At 35.7% G+C, this 19,582-nt stretch carries 19 protein-coding genes and 1 pseudogene; 10 read left to right on the top strand and 10 right to left on the bottom strand.

The genetic code is table 11. The features are described from left to right. The first annotated feature begins 39 nt into the window (after window positions 1–39). The 3 genes from ACYVEC_RS19615 to ACYVEC_RS19605 all read left to right on the top strand — a co-directional run bounded on the left by ACYVEC_RS19615 (window position 40) and on the right by ACYVEC_RS19605 (window position 2,697). Window positions 40–924: an ABC transporter ATP-binding protein gene (locus tag ACYVEC_RS19615; protein ID WP_063224779.1), complete on the top strand. Its 885-nt coding sequence runs from the start codon at window positions 40–42 to the stop codon at window positions 922–924. 2 nt (window positions 925–926) lie between these two features. Further along, window positions 927–2,147, top strand: a complete 1,221-nt coding sequence (locus ACYVEC_RS19610; protein ID WP_063224780.1) for an ABC transporter permease — start codon at window positions 927–929, stop codon at window positions 2,145–2,147. Between the two features lie 118 nt (window positions 2,148–2,265). Further along, a complete protein-coding gene (locus ACYVEC_RS19605; RefSeq protein WP_063224781.1) occupies window positions 2,266–2,697 on the top strand; it encodes an Rrf2 family transcriptional regulator in 432 nt (143 codons plus the stop codon). 59 nt (window positions 2,698–2,756) lie between these two features. On the opposite strand, the gene ACYVEC_RS19600 is transcribed toward ACYVEC_RS19605, so the two are convergent. Beyond that, a complete protein-coding gene (locus ACYVEC_RS19600) occupies window positions 2,757–3,422 on the bottom strand; it encodes an MIP/aquaporin family protein (protein ID WP_063224782.1) in 666 nt (221 codons plus the stop codon). A 143-nt stretch (window positions 3,423–3,565) separates the two neighbouring features. Beyond that, window positions 3,566–4,531, bottom strand: coding sequence for a DMT family transporter (locus ACYVEC_RS19595; protein ID WP_063224783.1), 966 nt, complete (start codon window positions 4,529–4,531; stop codon window positions 3,566–3,568). Between the two features lie 100 nt (window positions 4,532–4,631). Between ACYVEC_RS19595 and ACYVEC_RS19590 the strand changes: the two genes are divergently transcribed. Further along, window positions 4,632–5,204: a helix-turn-helix domain-containing protein gene (locus ACYVEC_RS19590; RefSeq protein WP_048531501.1), complete on the top strand. Its 573-nt coding sequence runs from the start codon at window positions 4,632–4,634 to the stop codon at window positions 5,202–5,204. Window positions 5,205–5,274: 70 nt separating this feature from the next. Here ACYVEC_RS19590 and ACYVEC_RS19585 read toward each other — a convergent pair whose 3' ends face one another. The 8 genes and pseudogenes from ACYVEC_RS19585 to nikC form a co-directional block, all read right to left on the bottom strand. Continuing rightward, a complete protein-coding gene (locus ACYVEC_RS19585) occupies window positions 5,275–5,460 on the bottom strand; it encodes a PspC domain-containing protein (RefSeq protein ID WP_000038792.1) in 186 nt (61 codons plus the stop codon). 228 nt (window positions 5,461–5,688) lie between these two features. Beyond that, a complete protein-coding gene (locus tag ACYVEC_RS19580; protein WP_098556261.1) occupies window positions 5,689–6,993 on the bottom strand; it encodes an SLC5/6 family protein in 1,305 nt (434 codons plus the stop codon). 3 nt (window positions 6,994–6,996) lie between these two features. After that, a pseudogene (locus ACYVEC_RS19575) lies at window positions 6,997–7,692 on the bottom strand (response regulator transcription factor). Next, window positions 7,689–8,462 carry a sensor histidine kinase gene (locus tag ACYVEC_RS19570; protein ID WP_063224786.1) on the bottom strand — a complete coding sequence of 258 codons (774 nt, stop codon included), beginning with the start codon at window positions 8,460–8,462 and terminating at the stop codon, window positions 7,689–7,691. The pseudogene ACYVEC_RS19575 and the gene ACYVEC_RS19570 overlap by 4 nt, the downstream one beginning before the upstream one ends. A gap of 69 nt (window positions 8,463–8,531) precedes the next feature. Next, window positions 8,532–9,518, bottom strand: a complete 987-nt coding sequence (locus ACYVEC_RS19565; protein ID WP_275718768.1) for an ABC transporter ATP-binding protein — start codon at window positions 9,516–9,518, stop codon at window positions 8,532–8,534. Window position 9,519: 1 nt separating this feature from the next. Then, window positions 9,520–10,536, bottom strand: a complete 1,017-nt coding sequence (locus ACYVEC_RS19560; RefSeq protein ID WP_063224788.1) for an ABC transporter ATP-binding protein — start codon at window positions 10,534–10,536, stop codon at window positions 9,520–9,522. Window positions 10,537–10,550: 14 nt separating this feature from the next. Beyond that, window positions 10,551–11,471 (bottom strand): nickel ABC transporter permease, encoded by a 921-nt coding sequence (gene nikB / locus ACYVEC_RS19555; RefSeq protein WP_000928489.1) that lies wholly within the window; start codon window positions 11,469–11,471, stop codon window positions 10,551–10,553. A 15-nt stretch (window positions 11,472–11,486) separates the two neighbouring features. After that, window positions 11,487–12,386 (bottom strand): nickel transporter permease, encoded by a 900-nt coding sequence (nikC, locus tag ACYVEC_RS19550; RefSeq protein ID WP_000453816.1) that lies wholly within the window; start codon window positions 12,384–12,386, stop codon window positions 11,487–11,489. 270 nt (window positions 12,387–12,656) lie between these two features. On the opposite strand from nikC, the gene ACYVEC_RS19545 reads away from it, so the two are divergent. The 6 genes from ACYVEC_RS19545 to gerE all read left to right on the top strand — a co-directional run bounded on the left by ACYVEC_RS19545 (window position 12,657) and on the right by gerE (window position 19,560). Beyond that, window positions 12,657–14,222, top strand: coding sequence for a glutathione ABC transporter substrate-binding protein (locus ACYVEC_RS19545; protein WP_063224790.1), 1,566 nt, complete (start codon window positions 12,657–12,659; stop codon window positions 14,220–14,222). A gap of 111 nt (window positions 14,223–14,333) precedes the next feature. After that, window positions 14,334–15,584 (top strand): amidohydrolase family protein, encoded by a 1,251-nt coding sequence (locus ACYVEC_RS19540; RefSeq protein ID WP_000114206.1) that lies wholly within the window; start codon window positions 14,334–14,336, stop codon window positions 15,582–15,584. Window positions 15,585–15,597: 13 nt separating this feature from the next. Beyond that, the gene (locus tag ACYVEC_RS19535; protein ID WP_063224792.1) at window positions 15,598–16,842 is read left to right on the top strand and encodes an amidohydrolase family protein; all 1,245 of its coding nucleotides are present in this window, start codon (window positions 15,598–15,600) and stop codon (window positions 16,840–16,842) included. A 93-nt stretch (window positions 16,843–16,935) separates the two neighbouring features. Then, complete coding sequence (locus tag ACYVEC_RS19530; protein WP_063224793.1) at window positions 16,936–17,835, top strand: DMT family transporter; 900 nt, start codon at window positions 16,936–16,938, stop codon at window positions 17,833–17,835. A gap of 30 nt (window positions 17,836–17,865) precedes the next feature. Further along, complete coding sequence (locus ACYVEC_RS19525) at window positions 17,866–19,170, top strand: purine/pyrimidine permease (protein WP_142332794.1); 1,305 nt, start codon at window positions 17,866–17,868, stop codon at window positions 19,168–19,170. A gap of 165 nt (window positions 19,171–19,335) precedes the next feature. Further along, window positions 19,336–19,560, top strand: a complete 225-nt coding sequence (gene gerE / locus ACYVEC_RS19520; RefSeq protein WP_000659484.1) for a spore germination transcription factor GerE — start codon at window positions 19,336–19,338, stop codon at window positions 19,558–19,560. The last annotated feature ends 22 nt before the right edge of the window (window positions 19,561–19,582 follow it).

Genomic DNA, 19,582 nt, shown 5'->3' with positions numbered 1-19,582 from the left:
AAAGAGAGTATGAATGAAACTAAGGGGAGGCTTTATACTTTGAGTTTACAAATTCAAAACTTAACGAAACTATTTGGGGAATCAAAAGCAGTGAACGGCTTGCAAATTTCGTTGCCAAAAGGTGAAGTGCTAGGATTACTTGGACGAAATGGTGCAGGAAAAACTACGACAATCAAAATGCTTCTCGGATTATTAACGCCTAATGAAGGCTCTATTACATGGAATGGAAAACCATTTGGGACTAGCGGGATAACAATTGGTTATTTACCAGAAGAAAGAGGTTTATATACGAAAAGTAGAGTAATAGACCAGTTGCGATATTTTGGTAGATTAGAAGGCATGACGAAGAAAGAAGTAGATCTCGCTATTGATCACTGGTTAGAGCGATTAGCAATACCGGAATATAAATTTAAAACGGCAGGAGAGCTTTCGAAAGGGAACCAGCAAAAAATCCAATTAATTGCTGCTCTTCTTCATAATCCAGAACTGCTCATTTTAGATGAACCATTTAGCGGGCTGGATCCAGTTAATGCTGGGATGTTAGCTAGCATTATTGAAGAACAAGTACAGAGCGGAAAGACGATTATTTTATCTAGTCATCGTATGGAACAAGTAGAGGCTTTTTGCCAACATGTATGTATTTTGAAAAAAGGCGAAGCTGTCGTAAAAGGCCAGTTAAGTGATATTAAAAAAGAATACGGTTTCCGCAATTTAACGATTGAAGATACAGAAGAGAATGAGAAGGGATTAGAATCTATTCATGTATCGTATGAAAAACAACAAGGCCTTCTTTATGTGCAAGTACAAGATGATGCAGAAGCTCTAAAGATTTTACAACAATTGCAAGAACAAGGTGTTACCTTACGACAATTTAAAATGTTAGAGCCGACGTTAAACGAAATCTTTGTAGAGAGGGCGAAATAACGATGCGTAAATTTTCTCACGTATTTTCATTTTATTTTAGAGAAGCGTTTTTATCTAAAAAATCATTAATTACGAGTGCGATTTTATTTTTAGTTGTGTTTGGACTTTTTGCGTTTAATCATTTCACTGCTGATAATGACAAAGGGAAAGATAAATTTGCCGTAGTAACGGAAAGTGATACGTATAAAGTGCAAGAAAGTGATGTAACAAAGTTACTTCCATCTGCTAAAGTAACTGTAGAAAATAAGGATAAGTTTAATGAGTTACGTAAGCAAGTAGAAGATGGGGATTTAGACGGTCTATTCCGTATTACAGAAAAGAATGGTATTCCGGAAGTGACGTATATGTATAGTGGTTTTCCGAGTCAATCAACTGCTACACTTATGGCGAGTTATTTAAAAGAACAATATACAGCGGTAATGATTGAAAAGAATAATGTATCAGTAGAAGTAGCAAAGCAGTTACAGATGGAAATTCCGTTAAAACAAGAGGCAGTAAAGGATCATGCATCTTCCTTTGGCATTGGCTATGTTTTCTCGTTTGCCTTATATATGTTTATTATTGTGTTTGGAACTGCAATTGGGACGACGATAGCATCTGAAAAGTCGTCTCGTGTTATGGAGTTAATGCTTCCGAAAGTAAAACCATTAACAATGCTACATGCCAAAATTTTAGCAATTGTTTCTAGTGCTTTACTATTACTTATTACTGCTTCCCTCGGTTTTCTTGTACCATATTTATTAGGTTGGGTAGACCTAGAAAATGCATCTTTAGTGGGACTTGCACTAGACTTTTCTAAGTTGGATGCTGTAGTAATTAGTATGTTCGTTGTATATTTTGTTACGGGCTACTTACTATATGCAATGTTATATGCAGCGGTTGGTGCTGTTGTATCAAAAATTGAGGATGTGCAATCTCTTTCGTTCCCAATTACAATGTTAGGTATAGCAGCATTTTTCATTAGTATTAAATCACTATTTGATCCTAATAGTACATTGGCTGTAGTTAGTTCGTATATTCCATTCTTTACACCTATGGTTACATTTTCAAGGCTTGTAGCGGGTGAAGCAGGAACTGTAGAGATTATTGTGACTTTAGTCATTTTATTGGTGACTATTGCTATCGTCAATATGCTTGCAAGTCGCATTTACGTAAACGGCGTAATGAATTACTCAGATAAAGTGAAATTTAAAGATTTAGCAAAATTCATAAAGCGTCAATAATGAGAGAAAAGCATGATTTCCTATTGAAATCATGCTTTTTCTTTATGTATAAATTAAAAATAGTATATAATAATAAGAGTCGTCTTTTAATAGAATGAATACAAAGGAGGGTGTGCAGATGGGGATTAGTAGTCGTTTTACAGTAGGTGTTCATATGCTGACATTACTTGCGATAGATCGAAACTCTCGCTGTACCTCTGAATGGATTGCCGGTAGTGTGAATACAAATCCAGTTGTGATTCGTCGCATTACAGGAATGTTGAAGAGAGCAGGACTTGTTGATGTACAAGCTGGTAAAGGTGGTACGACACTTGCTCGTGATTTAGAAGAAATTACATTACTTGATGTATATAAAGCAGTGGAAGTTGTAGAAGAAGGACAGCTATTTTCCTTCCATGAAAATCCCAACATTGAATGTCCAGTAGGAGCTAATATTCAATCAGTATTAGAAATTATTTTAATGCAAGCGCAAGAAGCGATGGAAAACGTACTTGCAAATGTAACGGTAGATCAATTAGTTACAAATTTAAAGTGTAAAATGAAAGAGTAAAAAAGCGAGCATCCTCATAATGAGGGCTCGCCTTTTTTTATTCAGAAATATTGAAAATTCTATTTTTCAGTATTTAAAATGAATTTACCTACGATAGCCGCTACGATACTACCAAGAATTGGTGCAACGATGAATACCCATAGTTGAGAAAGTGCTTCTCCGCCAGCGAATAAAGCTGGTGCGATACTACGGGCTGGATTAACAGACGTTCCAGTTAACGGAATACCTAATAAGTGAACTAACACTAATGTGAAACCAATTACTAATCCCGCTAGAGAAGAGCTTCCTTTTTTACCTGTTACAGCAACGATCACTAATACGAATACGAAAGTTAAAATAAATTCAACTAGAAATGCTCCAGATAAACCAAGAGTTCCAAAACCATTTTGTCCTAAATTATCTAAAGGTGTTTTAGCAGATTTTAAAATTGTTACTAACGTTGCAGTTCCTAATAAACCACCTAAAATTTGAGCTAATACATAATAACAAAGTTCCATAGCGTTCATTCTTTTGTTGATGAACATAGCTACTGATACTGCTGGGTTAATGTGACATCCAGAAATTGTTCCGATGCTATATGCCATAGCTACAATAGATAGACCGAAAGCCATAGCGATTCCTAATGTTCCAATTCCTTCAATTCCGCCGCCAATGACAGCTACTCCAGTTCCGAATAATACAAGTACAAATGTACCAATAAATTCAGCGATTGCTTTTTTTAACATAATTTACCTCCTATTATTGCGCATGAAACGTATTATAACATAGGTTTTAGTATAAATAGCTAATGAAATACTATTCTGATAAGGCGAAATAGGGGGACAATAAAAAAGAGTATGGTTCTTTGTTATAGAACCATACTCTTTTTTTATGCTGTTTTTTTCTGTTTAACGACTGGAACAGATCGGTTTAATACGCTATTGGCAACCATTCCTAACATAATAATAATCATTCCAAATAGGGAAAGACCACCAGGGAATGAACCATTCAAGAAAACAATTTCGCCAAGCACGGTAAAGACCATCGTTCCAGCTTGCGTTGCTTCAACAGCTCCAAGTAGAGCGAAGTTATCTTTGGCTAAGTCAGTAGCGAAGAAAAATGTCATCGTTGCAATTACGCCGGAACATAATGCTAATAAAAATCCTTGTAGCATTTGGCTGGATGTTGGAATACCGGTAGTAGAAAATCCGTATATGCCAAGTAAAATAGTAATAGGGAGACTTCCAATTGCCATTCCTAATACGCGTTGGAACGTATCGAGACGTCCACCAACAAGCTCCATCATTTTTCGGTTGCCGAACGGATATAAGAAAGCAGCTAACACGACAGGTAAAAAACCTGAAATGAACTGAGTCATTGTAATGTGGCCTGCTTCAGTTGCCTGCATACAAATTACACCAAGTAAAATAAATAATGCAACGTATAAGCTGCGAAGTGGAATTTTTCCGCGTACAAGTTTTGTTCCTGATTTCGTCTCTATTTTAATGAAAAATAGTGGTGATAGTAGTAAACCTGCTAATATCGTAACTTGCCAAGTTCCAGCAACGAGCCAAGCTGGAGAAAAGACAGCTGCGAAACTTAATAAAGAATAGAAACCAATACCTGCAACAGAACCCCATCCGATCCACGCCAATGGATGTTTCTTTAACTCTTCCCATAAACCGTTAAAGTTTTTGCGAAATAAAACGATAAGGAATAAAATAGGGAGAGCAAATAAAAAACGGAAGGAAGCTGTCCAAGCCCAGCTCGTTCCAGATACATTCATCGCTCTATTAATAATAAAGGTTGCAGAAAAAAAGGCCGATGATAAAAGTCCTAATAATATTGCGCGCATGAAGTATAACACTCCTTTTGGAATTAAATGATTATGTATAGTATAATATACTTTAATTATGTAAAAGTAAACTATTTTATACTTTAAGGTGGTTTTATAGATGAAAGAACATGAAGATATGCAAACGAAAGAAGTCATTCAGCAAGTAGGTCAGTTATTAAGACAAATTCGAAATGAACAAAAATTAAGTTTAGAAGAATTAGCTCAAAAAACAGGGGTTAGTAAATTAACATTAGGAAAGATTGAAAGAGGCGAAACGAATCCGACGTTAGCTGTCATTTGGAAAATAACGAAAGGGTTATCGATTCCTTTATCGAGATTGATGGTTGTTGGAGAACCTGTAGCTGTTGCGCGCTGCGGAGAAGGATTTGCAGTAGATGTAGGACAAGCGTGGCATTTAGAAACAATGTTCCGTTATACGAAAGAAACGGGGATGGAAATGCATCGTGCTTGTTTACGATCAAATAGTATATATGAACCTGAAGCTCATCATGAAGGGGCTATTGAGCTTGTAACGGTAATGAAAGGGAAAGTATCGATTCAAGTGGAGAATGATGTATACGAATTAAATGAGTTTGACTCCATTCAATTTGAAGCGAATAAGAAACATAGTTATAAAAATGAAGAAGATGAAGTGGCAGTATTACATTTAACGATGAAATACTCTTCATGAAAAAATCCCCTATAGAAAAAACTATAGGGGATTTTTTATATGTTTTGTTCAAATATATTGAATGAAGTTATTAGTAAGAACGTGGCATAAGTAATAAACAAATGAAATAAACTAAAAAACCCGTTCCAAAACATAAAATAGCAATAACCCAAAGTATGCGAATAAGAGTAGAGCTAATATCAAAATATTCTCCTAAACCACCACATACACCAAATAACATTTTATCAGTTTCGGATTTATATAATTTTTTTGACATATTACGATCAACTCCTTTTTATAGCAAACTATATACTTCTATTCTATATGGAAATTTATGAGAAGACTATGAGGTTGTATGACATTTTTTTATAAAGTGAACCGTATTTTACAATTTAGATGTGAGGCTACATAAATAATGAATTTAATTTATAGCGCAGTACAATAGTTTGCGATAAAAATAAAAAGGCCTTAGGTAGCAAAGTTAAACTACCAAAAGGGCCTCATATTATTGTTTCATTTTATAGTTGAATTGTTGGTGTATCCAATGTGAAAACAGATAACAAATACTTAGTGAAAGAGTAACCGCTATACTAACCCAAATGCTCGTTAAAGGACCGATTAAGAAGTAAACTACATAACCGGAAAGAGCACCAATAATCGAGATGAGCGGTATAATGATGCTGATTTTTTGCTTGCTGAAAATAACGAATAATATTGTGATGATAAGAGATGCATAAAGAATACCAAAGAAAAAAATAATTTCTAAAATAGTATAGTTTGTAGTAATTGTAATGAAAAAAGCTAAAAATCCGATAGCTATAGAAATAAAATGAGCTGTATATAATTTGAAATTTATTTTTGTACGTATCATCGGTATAAAATCTCGAATAAGTTTAGTAAATCCATGCATCCAAGAAATAAAACTAGAAGTTATTGCGCTTAAAGAGCCGATAACGAGTAAATAAAATAAAATAGTAAATTCTATTTTTTTTGGAAGTTGAGCTAGAAGATCATACAAATGATCTAAGCTCCCACTAAAAATAACTATCATAATTAGAGAAGCGAACGCCAAAGGGATGGTAATCCATATAAACCCTGATAGTAAAAAAGTCGGAATGATTTTTTTAGGATGAATACGGAAAGCTTTATCCCAAGATGCGGGACTTATTAATACTCTTCCTGTTTCGATGAGAATGCCGGCAGTAAGAAAATATATTCCGTTTATATTTTCATAAAATAGCAAATACGGGTGATATAAGCGAATTCCATCGTATACATGGGTAATGCCATCTTGCACAAAAAAATAAATTGGAATAATAATCATGGTAGAAAACATTAATACAGTTTGCATAATAGCCATTTTAGTAAGTAGCTTAGCGTTACTTAACATTACGAATATTGTACAAAGGGTAATGAAAAGGAAAGAACCCAATGTATATGGAATATGGAAAAAAACATTAAGTAAAATACTAGCAACTTTCGTTTGAATGAACATACTTTCTATACTTAATAGAACGAGGAAACAGCATACAATTATATATCCTTTGTGAGAAAGTTTATAAGATAAGTAATCGTGAATGGATTCTCCTTCTGGGAATGTAGAACGTATTTTTTTTATTGAAATTCCCAATAAAATAAGAGTAAAAGGGCCAATCATCGCATAAAGAATACCAGCGATTAGCCCATAATTGATAATAGATTCGGGTAAAGCGAGTGTTGATATACTTGCGACCCATTTAGATAATAAAAGAACAGTACCAGTTCCTATACCTAATTGTAAAGGTGTGAAAGCTGAGTTGTTTTTCGTCACAATTTATCCCTCACCTCTATATTCTTTCGGAGTCATTCCGGTCACTTTACGAAAAACAGTACTGAAATAATGCTGACTATTAAAACCAGATTGTTCAGAGATTTGAGAGATACATCAATGTGGGTGTTCCGTTAAATATTTCTGTGACATTTCAATCCGATATTGCATGATATATCCGGAAAATGAAATACCTACTTCTTCATGGAACCGTCGGCTTAAATAAGTCGGATTTGTATGTACTTTAGCTGCGATGTCTGCTAAGTGTAGTTTGTCATGAAAGGTTTCATGGATGATGTCTAATGTATCTTGAATAATACGTGAGTAGGAAGGAGTATTGGAATCCCCTTTGTACTTTTGTAATATATCAATGAGTTCTTTTTCTATAATTGGCTTTGTTATATAGTCAATAACTCCTAGACGAATAGATTGTTTTGCATAATCGAAATTTTGATATGCGGTTACGATAATGATGTCGAGGTTAGAGTTATTGCTTTTTAATTTTTCACCTAGTTGTAGGCCGGATATACCTGGAAGGTGAATATCTAAAAGTGCTAAATGAATCGAGAATTTTTCATTTATACGTAAAGCTTCATCCGCATCTAAAGCTAGATGCAGTGTCCAATTAGGAAACTGACGGTGGATAAGAAATTCTAATTGTTCCAGTTCCAGTGGTTCGTCATCTACTAATAGCACGTTCATTTTTGTATTACCTCCTCTGTGTTTTTTTCTGAGATGAAAGGCCATGTGATTTCTACTTTCGTGCCGTTCTCTTTTGTAGAGAGGAAAGAGAACGTAGTTTGTTCTTGAAAGAATAACTGAAATCGTTGTTTTATATTTTCAAGTCCGTACCCGCTTTCTTCCGTATGGGAAGTAAATGGTTCGTTTTGAGTACCGTTGTCGGATACTAGAAGTGTAATTCGGTTATTTGTATTGTATAGATGAATATTTAAAATTGCTTGACCAGCTTTTTTTTCTAGCCCATGTTTAAAGGAATTCTCAACTAACGTTTGAATAACGAAAGGTGGAATATGGGCATTATGTAAATCTTCAGAAGAGGTAATGCTTACTGAGAGCCTTGAGCGAAATCGCATCTTTTGAATTTCGATATAATAATTCGTGTATGTTAGTTCTTCAGAAATAGGAATTAACAAATCTGTTGTTTTATATTTTCCTTTTAAAAATAGAGAAAAGATCTCAAGTGATTTGACAACTTCATCAGTTCTCTGCAGACGAGCTAAGCTTAAAATTGTATTTAATGTATTGAATAAAAAATGAGGCTGAATTTGTTGCGTAAGTTGATGATATAAAGACTGTTGCAACTCTCGTTCTAGTGCTATTTTTTTCTTTTCGCTTTCTAGTAAATCGATTCGTTTTTCAAAAATAAATAAACATAATAAAATAATAGCTCCAAAAATTGGAGCTAAGACAAGTATAGTTATTAATACAGCAAATGCTTCATAAGTTAACATACATACCTCAATCTTGTTTTTTATTATTATACTAAAGTGTTGTAAATATTTCTATTATTCAGACTCGTATCAAATGATATGACAGGCTACTTTATGATCTTCACTTATAGATTGAAAGCTTGGTTGTTGCGTAGCGCATTTTTCAATGGCATACGGACAACGAGTATGAAAACGACAGCCTTTTGGCGGGTTTAGAGGAGAGGGAAGGTCTCCTTTAAGTTCAATACGCTCTTTTTTCATTCCTGCACTAATGGTAGGAATTGCTGAGAGAAGCGCTTTTGTGTAAGGGTGTTGCGGATTGTTAAAAAGAGAATGTTTATCGGCAATCTCCACAATGGTACCAAGGTACATTACAATGATGCGATCTGATATGTGACGAACGACAGCTAAGTCGTGAGAGATGAATAAATATGTTAATCCATATTGTTGTTGCAACTGCTTTAATAAATTTAAAACTTGTGCTTGCACTGAAACATCTAGGGCGGAGACAGCTTCGTCACAAATGATGAGTTTTGGATTAACAGCTAAGGCACGCGCAATTCCGATTCTTTGCCGTTGACCACCACTAAATTCATGTGGATAGCGCTTCACTGCATCAGGTGGAAGACCAACTTTCCCGAGCAGCTCAATAACCTTTGCTTTTCTTTCGCCTTTTGGACATACGTTTTGAATGGTCATAGCTTCTTCTAAAATGCTCCCTACAGTTTGCCGAGGGTTTAAAGAAGCGAAGGGATCTTGAAAAATAACTTGTAAATCTTTTCGAACCTTTCGCATTGCTGAGTTATTTAATGCTAGTAAATCTTTGTCTTGAAAAATAATTTTTCCACTTGTTGCTTCATCAAGGCGCAATATTGCACGCCCAGTGGTGGATTTTCCACAACCAGATTCACCAACAATACTAACAGTTTCCTTTTCGTAAATTGTAAAACTAATATCGTCAACCGCTTTAATATAGCTAATAGAGCGTCCTAGAATTCCTTTTTTTATAGGGAAGTATTGTTTTAAGTTTTGTACTTGTAATAACTCTCGTTTATTTATTGGCGTAGCAGTAGACATATTATAATACCTCCAATTTTTCTGAAGATGATTTATCCCAAAGGTCTGTAAACATCCAGCATCGAACTTCACTTCCATCTTGCGTGAGTTGAAGTTCTGGAAGAGTATTGTGACATAGTTCTTTTGCATGTGTGCATCTATCAGCAAAGCGACATCCACTCGGCATATGGTATGGACTCGGTACGGACCCAGGAATAGTTTGTAATTCTTCTTGGTCTGTATCGAGTCTTGGAAGAGATTGAAGAAGTCCGATTGTATAAGGATGTTTTGGACTAGTAAATATATGCTCGATATCTGCATATTCGACGATTTTTCCAGCGTACATAACGGCGACTCTATCGCATGTTTCTGACACGACTCCTAAGTCATGTGTGATCATGATAATTCCCATACCGAGTTGTTTTTGAAGTGATTTCATAAGTGATAATATTTGAGCTTGAATTGTTACATCAAGAGCAGTTGTTGGTTCGTCTGCAATGAGTAAATCTGGATTGCAAGCAAGTGCCATTGCAATCATAATGCGTTGTCGCATTCCTCCGCTTAGTTCATGTGGCTCTTGTTTTGCACGCTTTTCAGGAGAAGGAATTCCAACTAGTTTCAACATATCTACGGCTTTATTCCAAGCTTCCTTTTTATTTAATTTTTGATGGATACGAATTGCTTCTGCGATCTGTTCCCCAACAGAATATACTGGATTCAAAGATGTCATTGGTTCTTGGAAGATCATTGAGATTTGATTTCCACGAATTGCGCGCATTTCAGCTTCTTTTTGTTGTAATAAATCTTTTCCTTTAAATAAAATGCTGCCTTCAATTTTACTGCCACTTTCTCGGTCAATTAATCTCATAATGGATAGAGAAGTGATACTCTTCCCACAACCAGATTCACCTACGATACCGAGTGTTTCTCCTTTAGAAACAGAGAAATTTAAACCATCAACCGCTTTGCTTACACCTTCGTCTGTAAAGAAATGTGTTTTTAAATCTTTAACTTGTAATACCTCTTCCTTTTTATTCATGTTTGTGCACCCCCTTAATTAAGCTCAATACGTTTATTGAAATGACGGTATAAAATATCAACAATAAGATTGACTAGAACGAAGATGACCGAGGCGATTAATACGCCCCCTTGTAACATTGGTAAGTCTCTCATTCGGATGGCGTCTACGATTAATCTTCCAAGTCCATTTATAGCAAAAACTGATTCTACTAAAACTGTACCGCCTAAAAGTGCACCAAATTGTAATCCAACAACAGTAATAACGGGAATTAATGCGTTCCTCAAAGCATGTTTATATATAACGACTCTTTCTTTTACTCCTTTCGCTCTTGCTGTTCGTATATAATCTTGGCGTATAACATCAAGCATACTTGAGCGAGTCATACGTGCTACAATTGCTGCGCCAGATGCACCTAGTGTAAGTGCTGGTAAAACCATGTGCATCCAGGTTCCCCAACCAGAAACGGGGAATATTTGAATTTGGACAGAGAAGTAGAAAATGAGCATAAGTCCAAACCAAAAGCTTGGTAATGAGACACCTAACAAGGCGATAATCATAATAGAAACATCTGTCCAAGAATATTGCTTTGTAGCAGAGATGATGCCAGCAATCATCCCAATTACAACTGTAATGACGATACTACATAGGGCGAGTTCAATAGTGATTGGAAGGCGGATTAATACTTCGTCTAACACTGGACGGTTAGAACGAATTGAAACCCCGAAATCGCCTTGTAATATATTTCCGATATAAGAGAAATATTGCATGATAAAAGGTTTGTCCAATCCTAATTGGTGACGTATCTGCTGGACAGTTTCTTTTGATGCTCCTTCACCAGCGATAAGGAGAGCTGGGTCACCGGGTACCATTTGCATAATCAAGAAAACAACGAATACAACGCCGAAAAGAACGGGAATTAATTGTAGTATTCTACGAAATATAAACATTAGCATGTATAATGCCCCTTTCTATTTTTTAAGTCTCGGATCTAGTGCATCACGTAATCCGTCACCAAACATGTTTAAACCGATTACGAGTGTAGACATTGCGATTCCGGGAAACATTGCAATATGTGGTGCGGTAAATAAAAAGTCGCGTCCATTACTTAACATGGCACCCCATTCAGGTGAAGGTGGTTGCGCTCCAAGTCCTAAAAATGATAATCCAGCTGCAGATAAAATTGCTGTAGCTAAGCGTAAAGTAGCTTGGACGATAATAGGTGATAAGATGTTAGGGAATATGTGTTTCATAATAATAGTAAAATCATTTGCCCCTAGTGCTCTTATAGCATCGATATACTCTAATTTTTTTACTGTTAATGTAGAAGCTCTAACGATACGAGCGAACATAGGAATTGAGAAAAAGCCAATAGCGATAATTACGTTCACAAGACTTGGTCCTAGTGCGCCTACAATGGCAAGAGCAAGTAAAATACCAGGGAAAGCTAGCATAATATCAATGATTCGCATAATGATTGTGTCAAACCATCCACCGTAATAACCAGAAATGATACCAAGAATAATGCCGAACAATGCCCCTATAAATACAGAAGAAAATCCAACAAGTAATGAAAGGCGTGTCCCGTGTAAAAGGCGGCTTAAAATATCTCTGCCTTTATCATCTGTTCCCATCCAATGTTCCATAGATGGTGGTTGTAATTTGTTAACTAACTGAATATCAAATGGATTATAGGGTGCTAACAATGGGGCAAATATAGCTATTAAAATATAGAAAAGAACGATAATCCCTCCGATAAATGCCATCTTATTTTTTTTCAGTTTTCGATAGCTAATGATCCATTTCGATGTGTTCTTCGTTTGAATCGTTTGTAAAGAAGTATTTTCTTCTTTAGAAAGACGAACTTCCATTTTTCATACCTCCCTTTCTTTATGATTAAATTATCAGAAAATTAAAACGAGTCAACGAGTTTAAAACAATAAGTAAAGAAAATGCAAATAGAAGTAAAGATGTTTAAAAACTTTTTCCGTAAAGTTATTTATAATTACAAATACATAGACAAAATTGAAAAAAGAGAGGGTGGTGGAATGATCTGTTATTAGAAAGTAGGGGGATAGAAAGCTAGGTTTAAGGTTTCACTTTAGGATGTAGAGATAAAAGAAAGTGGAGGGGGAAGGGCGATGAGATTCAAAAGGGGACTTGTGATTTGTTTTATCACAATTTTATGTCTTTCAGTTTTTCTAGCGGGATGTTCATCTAACGCGAAGACAGGAAATGAAGGATCAGGAAGCAAAGGAACAAAAGAAGGCGGCGTTTTAACAATTGCTAGACTGTCAGATGCTGATAATTTAGATCCGCATTTTATTACAAACATCCCTTCCGCAAGTGTTGTGTACCATAAAGTGTATGAAAATCTTGTACAACGAGATAAAAACATGGACTTTAAGCCGATGTTAGCGAAGGAATGGAAACAAATTGATGATTTAAATTGGGAATTTAAGTTGCAACAAGGAGTGACATTCCAAGATGGTGCACCATTTAATGCTGAGGCAGTAAAGAAAAACTTTGAACGTGTATTAGACCCGAAAGTAGGTTCAAATCGAGCAACTGTTTATTCCATGATTCAAGAAATAAAAGTAATTGATGAATACACAGTACAGTTCGTATTGAAATACCCATACTCACCTCTTTTATCTATTTTCGCAAGTAATGAAGGAAGTATTTTAAGTCCGAAAGCAATTGATGAAAAAGGAAAAGGTTTAGCGCAGCATCCAGTTGGGACAGGTCCATATACTTTTAAGTCATGGAAACCAGGTGAAGAAATTCGACTTGAAAAGAATAAAAATTATTGGGGCGAAAAATCAAAGGTTGATGAAGTTGTATTCAAAGTAGTACCAGAAGATGCAACACGTATTGGGATGATTGAAACTAGTGAAGCTCACATTGCAGAGAATTTACCTGTAACTGAAGTAGAGCGTGTGAAAAATTCACCATCCATGGAGTTAATTGAAAATGAAGGTTTAGGTGTAGAATATATTGGCTTTAATGTACAGAAAAAGCCATTTGATAACCCGCTTGTTCGTCAAGCGATTGCACATGCGATTGAAACGAAAGGGATTTTAAAAGGGGTATATAACAATGTTGGGACTGAAATAAACTCCGTAATGACTCCTAAAGTATTCGGTTATACGAAAGACGTAAAAGGATATAAGTATGACATTAATACTGCGAAAAAATTATTAGCAGATGCTGGTTATCCAAATGGATTTAAAACAACAATTTGGACGAATGACAGCAAAGTTAGAATGGCGTTAGTGGAAGTAATTCAATCTCAATTAAAAGGGATTGGCGTTGATGTAGAAATTAAAGTTATGGAATATGGTACGTTTTTAGCTGCAACGAATAAATCAGAACATGCGATGTTTGTTGGAGGTTGGGGAAACGCAACAGGTGATGGTGACTATAATCAATATAATTTATTCCATTCTAGTTCACACGGAGCAACTGGTAACCAATTCTTTTATAGTAATCCGGCAGTAGATAAATTAATAGAAGATGCTAGAAAAGAAAAAGATGAGACAAAGAGAAAAGAATTGTATAAACAGTTACAAGAGATTGAATTAAAAGATGCTTTACTAGTACCAATTCGAGGGATTAATCATATTGCCGCAACTACGAAAAATATAAAAGGATTTTGGATTGATCCATCTGGGTATTTGCGACTGGAAGGTGTAGAACTTCAGTAAAATAGGAAATTCTATCAGTGTAAAACACCATTTTACACTGATAGAAATTTTTATCTGTTTTTGTTTCGTTTGTGAAGTAGAAAAATCATATTGCGAAGGGAGATTGACAAAGTGAGTGTAAAATCACAATATTGGTTAACGAATGTGAAACTTGAATGTGGGTACGTATATGAGGAATCGCGAATTACCAGTACAGAAACGGAAATTTGTAGTTTGTTTATTGAAGATGGAAAGATTACGAAGATATTACCTGGGATTGTATCAGAGCAAGATGGTGAAGTAGTAAATGCAAATGGTTTACTGGCATTACCAGCATTTGAAGAAATGCATATTCATATTGATAAAACGTATTATGGTGGACCGTGGAAAGCATGTACACCAGTAAAGAGTATATTCACTCGTATTCATGAGGAGCAAACTATTCTTCCGAAGCAATTAGAAACTGCAAAGAGTAGAGCGGAGAAAATGTTGCAATTACTTCTTGAAAATGGAGCGACAAATATTCGAACACATTGCAATATTGATCCTGTAATTGGTCTTGGAAATTTAGAAGCAACGATTGCGGCACTGGAAACATATAAAGATAAGTTATCAGCAAAAATCGTAGCATTCCCGCAACACGGTTTGTTACGAAGTAATTCCGTAGGGCTTGTAAAAGACGCTATGCGTATGGGAGCTCATTTAGTAGGTGGAGTAGACCCAGCTACAGTAGACGGTAATATTGAAAAATCATTAAATACAATTATGGATATTGCAGTAGAGTTTGATTCAGATATTGATATTCATTTACATGACGCGGATCAACTCGGAACATTTACAATGAAGCGATTAGCTGCATTAACAGAAGAAGCAGGGTGGCAAGGAAGAGTTACGATTAGTCATGCTCTTGGACTTGGAGATGTATCTGTAGAAGAAGCGGAGGAAATGGCTGAACGACTTGCGGCATTAGGCATTGATATAACGTCAACAGTTCCAATTAGTAGACATGTAATTCCAGTTCCGCTATTAAATCGTAAAGGTGTAAAAGTTTCACTAGGAAACGATAGTATAACTGATCATTGGTCTCCATTTGGAACAGGAGATATGTTGCAAAAGGCAAATTGTCTAGCGGAGAGATTTAGATGGATTGACGAGCGCTCTTTAGGGAAAGCACTTCAGTTTATTACGGGCGGGAAATCTATATTAGATGATCAAGGAAATCGTCAATGGCCAAAAATTGGGGATGAGGCAAATATTGTCTTTACAGAAGCATCATGTTCAGCCGAGGTAGTAGCAAGACAAACAGAGCGTTGTGCTGTTTTATATAAAGGGAATGTTGTTGCTGGTAGTTTGCAAAAAGCGGCTATAAATAATCTTGTTTGAGAGGATGATTGAAATGCAAAATGTGTATTGGTTAACGAATGTACGATTAGAAATAGGTTACAAGTTTAATAATGAAGTAGTTACAGGTACAGAAACAGCTTTGCATCATTTACTCATACAAGATGGAAAGATTGAAAAGATTGTACTTGCGGATGTACCGCTTCAAACAGAATATGAAACGAAAGATGCGAAAGAATTGCTTGTTCTTCCATCGTTTGTGGAAAATCATTTTCACTTGGATAAGACAAAACTTGGTGGCCCATGGGAAGCGTGCACACCAGTAAAAAATATTATTGAGAGATTAGAGTTAGAACAGCAAGAGTTACCAATTTTAGCTCAAACAACTGGAGAGAGAGCAGAGTTATTACTCAGAAACATTTTAAATGCTGGTTCGACTCATATACGAACGCATGTAAATATTGATCCGTATATCGGTCTTAAAAACTTAGAATCTGTCCGTCAAACTTTAGAGAATATGAAAGGTGCGTTTACATATGAAATCGTAGCGTTCCCGCAGCATGGTTTACTTCGTACCGAAGCGCATTCTCTTATGAGAGAAGCGATGAAAATGGGCGCAACTTTAGTAGGTGGTGTAGATCCAGCTACTGTAGATAATAATATTGAAAAATCACTTTTTGATATGATGGAAATTGCTGTAGAGGCAAATGCAGATGTTGATTTGCATTTACATGATGCAGGGCATTTAGGTATTTATACAATTAAAAAATTAGCTCAATTTACAGAGGAGGCTAATTGGGACAGACGTGTCGCGGTCAGTCATGCGTTTAGTCTAGGTGATGTATCTAAAGAAGAAGGAGCAGATATGGCAGACTTATTAGCTGAGAGAGGAATGTCTATTATTACGACAGTACCAATTAACAGAAATATGCCGCCAGTACCATTGCTTACAGAAAAAGGAGTTTCCGTTTCTTTAGGTTGCGATAGTATGTTTGATTCATGGGGACCATTTGGAAATGCTGATATTTTTGAAAGAGTAGGGCGTTTAGCAGAAAAGTATCGCTGGATTGATGAGAAGTCTTTATCTTCTTCTTTAGCGTATATTACAGGTGGAAAAACGCCATTGGATCAAGAAGGAAATCAAGTTTGGCCTAAAGTAGGAGATAAAGCTGATTTCGTCTTCTTACAAGCTACTTGTTCAGCAGAAGCGATTGCTAGACGAGCGAAGCGACCAGCCGTGATGAAAGATGGGAAAATAGTAGCAGGTTCCTTGCAACATGTTCAAGGTGTATTGATTTAATTTACGTATCTCCCTAATTTATATATATTTTTTCAAGGGTTCCTAATGAAAGAATAGGAATCCTTCTTTTTTACGAGAAAAGGAGGGGAATAGGTGACACGTACATATATATTACTGTTTATATGTGTAGTAGTTTGGGGGAGTAATTTTATATTTGGTGCGATTTTAGTAAATACATTTCATCCGGTGTTGTTAACGACACTTCGCTTACTATTTATTAATTTGTTTTTTCTAGCGTACGCTATTATGTGTAAGAAAGACTTATATATAGAAAAGAATGAAATGAAAAGTGTATTATTAATTGGGATTATAGGTGTTGCGATTAATCAATGGTCTTTTTATGAAGGGTTACAAACAGCAGATCCAACAACAGCTGCGCTAATATTAGCACTTACTCCTGTTATGACTTCTATTCTAGCAGTATTTATTTTAAACGAACCGTTAACAGCTAAGTTAGTAATAGGAGGAGGGATTGCTACTTTTGGAGTATTTTTTGTAATTGGTGTTGGGCAGAGGTTCGTCTTTTCAGAAGGGTTAATATGGATTTTTATAACGATGCTATCTTTTTCTTTATCTATCGTTTTCATTCGGAAATTGGGGAACAGAGATGATATGTTTTTGATTACATTCTTTTCTTCAATTTTTGGTTTTTTAATTATGCTACCGTTTCTTGCTTTTACCTTTTCTCACATAACGTTGAAATACTCTATAGAGAGTTGGTCGCTTCTCATTGTGACAGCAATACTTATGCATGGGATTTGTACATTAGTTTGGAATAATCAATTGAGAAAAGCACAGGCATCAACAGCAGCCATGTTTTTAAATTTAGAACCATTCGTTACGATGGTGGTAGGTTATATTATATTGCAGAAAAGTGTAACAGCCATTCAAATAATTGGAGCTGTTTTTATCGTTTGTGGAGTTTATATTGCAACATTTGGATACGGGAAGAAATCGAGGGGACAAAAAGTATTGTTTCGAAAAGCTACGTAATAGTATAGCGTGTATTTCTGTGTGAAATGTATGGAAGGGATGAAAAATTTGGACAATCAACATAACCAAAATCATATTATGGGAACCTTGCAATGGTTTATATTTTTATTGGCGAATTCAATCGCACTACCAATTGTCGTTGGCGGATTATTTCATCTTACGACAGAAGAAATATTTTATTTGATGCAGCGTACGTTTTTTGTAGTTGGTATATCTTCTTTTTTACAAGGGTGGCTTGGACATAGACTTCCAATTGCGGATGGACCAGCTGGATCTTGGGTTGGAGTATTTACCGTACTTGCCTACGCAACTGTCGGGCAAAACCAATTACATAGTACATTGCAAATTTTAGAATTAGGAATGATAATTTCCGGTGTTATTTTAATAGGATTAGGAGTAACTGGTTTTATTGGACGTATTTTATTTTTATTTACGCCGCTTGTGACAGGGACGTTTTTACTTTTATTATGTTTACAATTAAGCGGTGTATTTTTAAAAGGAATGCTAGGAATTACTGCTACTGCTTCCCAAATCGATGGATTTACAGCGATAATCGCGTTTAGTATATTTTTGTTCGTTATTATACTATCTAATTTTGGAAAAGGTTTTGTCAAAAGTTATGCGGTTTTAATAGGATTAATTAGTGGATGGATTCTTTTTCTAATGGCAGGAAAAGTTACGATTCCATCTCAAGTAACTCATTTTGTGCAACTTCCGCAAATATTTGCTTGGGGGTTTCCAAAGTGGAATACAGGTATGGCAGTATCAAGTTTCGTTATGGTATGTATTTTAGTTTCAAATACAGTAGCAGCTATTATAGCAATTAATCAAGCTACCATTCAAAAAGCGACTATTGAACAGAAACAGTTGAAGGATGGTACGTGGGTTGGAGGGATTTCGCACATCATTTCTTCCGTATTTTCAACTGTAGGTGTCGTTCCGTTACCAGCAACGGCAGGATTTATTCGCTTAACAAAACAAAAATATATACGATCGTTCTTACTAGCATGTATGTTACTAGTCATAATGTCGATGTTTCCGAGTGTTATTCGTTACTTAGCATCGTTACCATCCGCTGTTGCATCTGCAGTTTTAATGGCTTCATTCGTACAGCTAATTGGAATTGGGTTAAATAATATAAAACAAGTGGAGCTTAATGAAAGGAATGTAACGATTTTAGGCGTTGCAGTATTATTTGGCAGCGGTGTTATGTTTTTACCGTCTGGAGCGCTCCAATCCTTACCGTCTGTTATGCAATATATATTCGGAAATGGTTTGTTCGTAGGTACAGTTGTCAGCATATTACTAGAACAAATATGGCGTACCGAAAAGTAAGTGGATACAAAGAGTGAATGCAATGTATAAAAGTCTAAAATAACATGAGAAATAAAGCCCATTTTTATTCACCACCCGCACATTTCATTCATACAATATCTTGACTAAATAAACACCCAACTTACACATACACGGCTCTGGCTTAAGCAAGGAGGGTTATACCAGTTGAAGGAAAAAGCGTATCAATCTAAACCGTTACTCACAAAGAGAGAGAGAGAAGTATTTGAATTGCTGGTTCAAGATAAAACAACAAAAGAAATTGCGGGTGAACTTTTTATCAGTGAAAAAACAGTACGCAACCACATCTCAAACGCAATGCAAAAGCTAGGAGTTAAAGGACGTTCACAAGCAGTTGTTGAGCTTCTTCGCATGGGAGAGCTCGAACTATAAGAAAGCAGCCGACTTTTATGTA

The organism is Bacillus sp. MN7755, assembly GCF_054771475.1.
The sequence above is the reverse complement of the archived record's forward strand: the minus strand, read 5'-3'. Positions and strand labels throughout refer to the sequence as shown.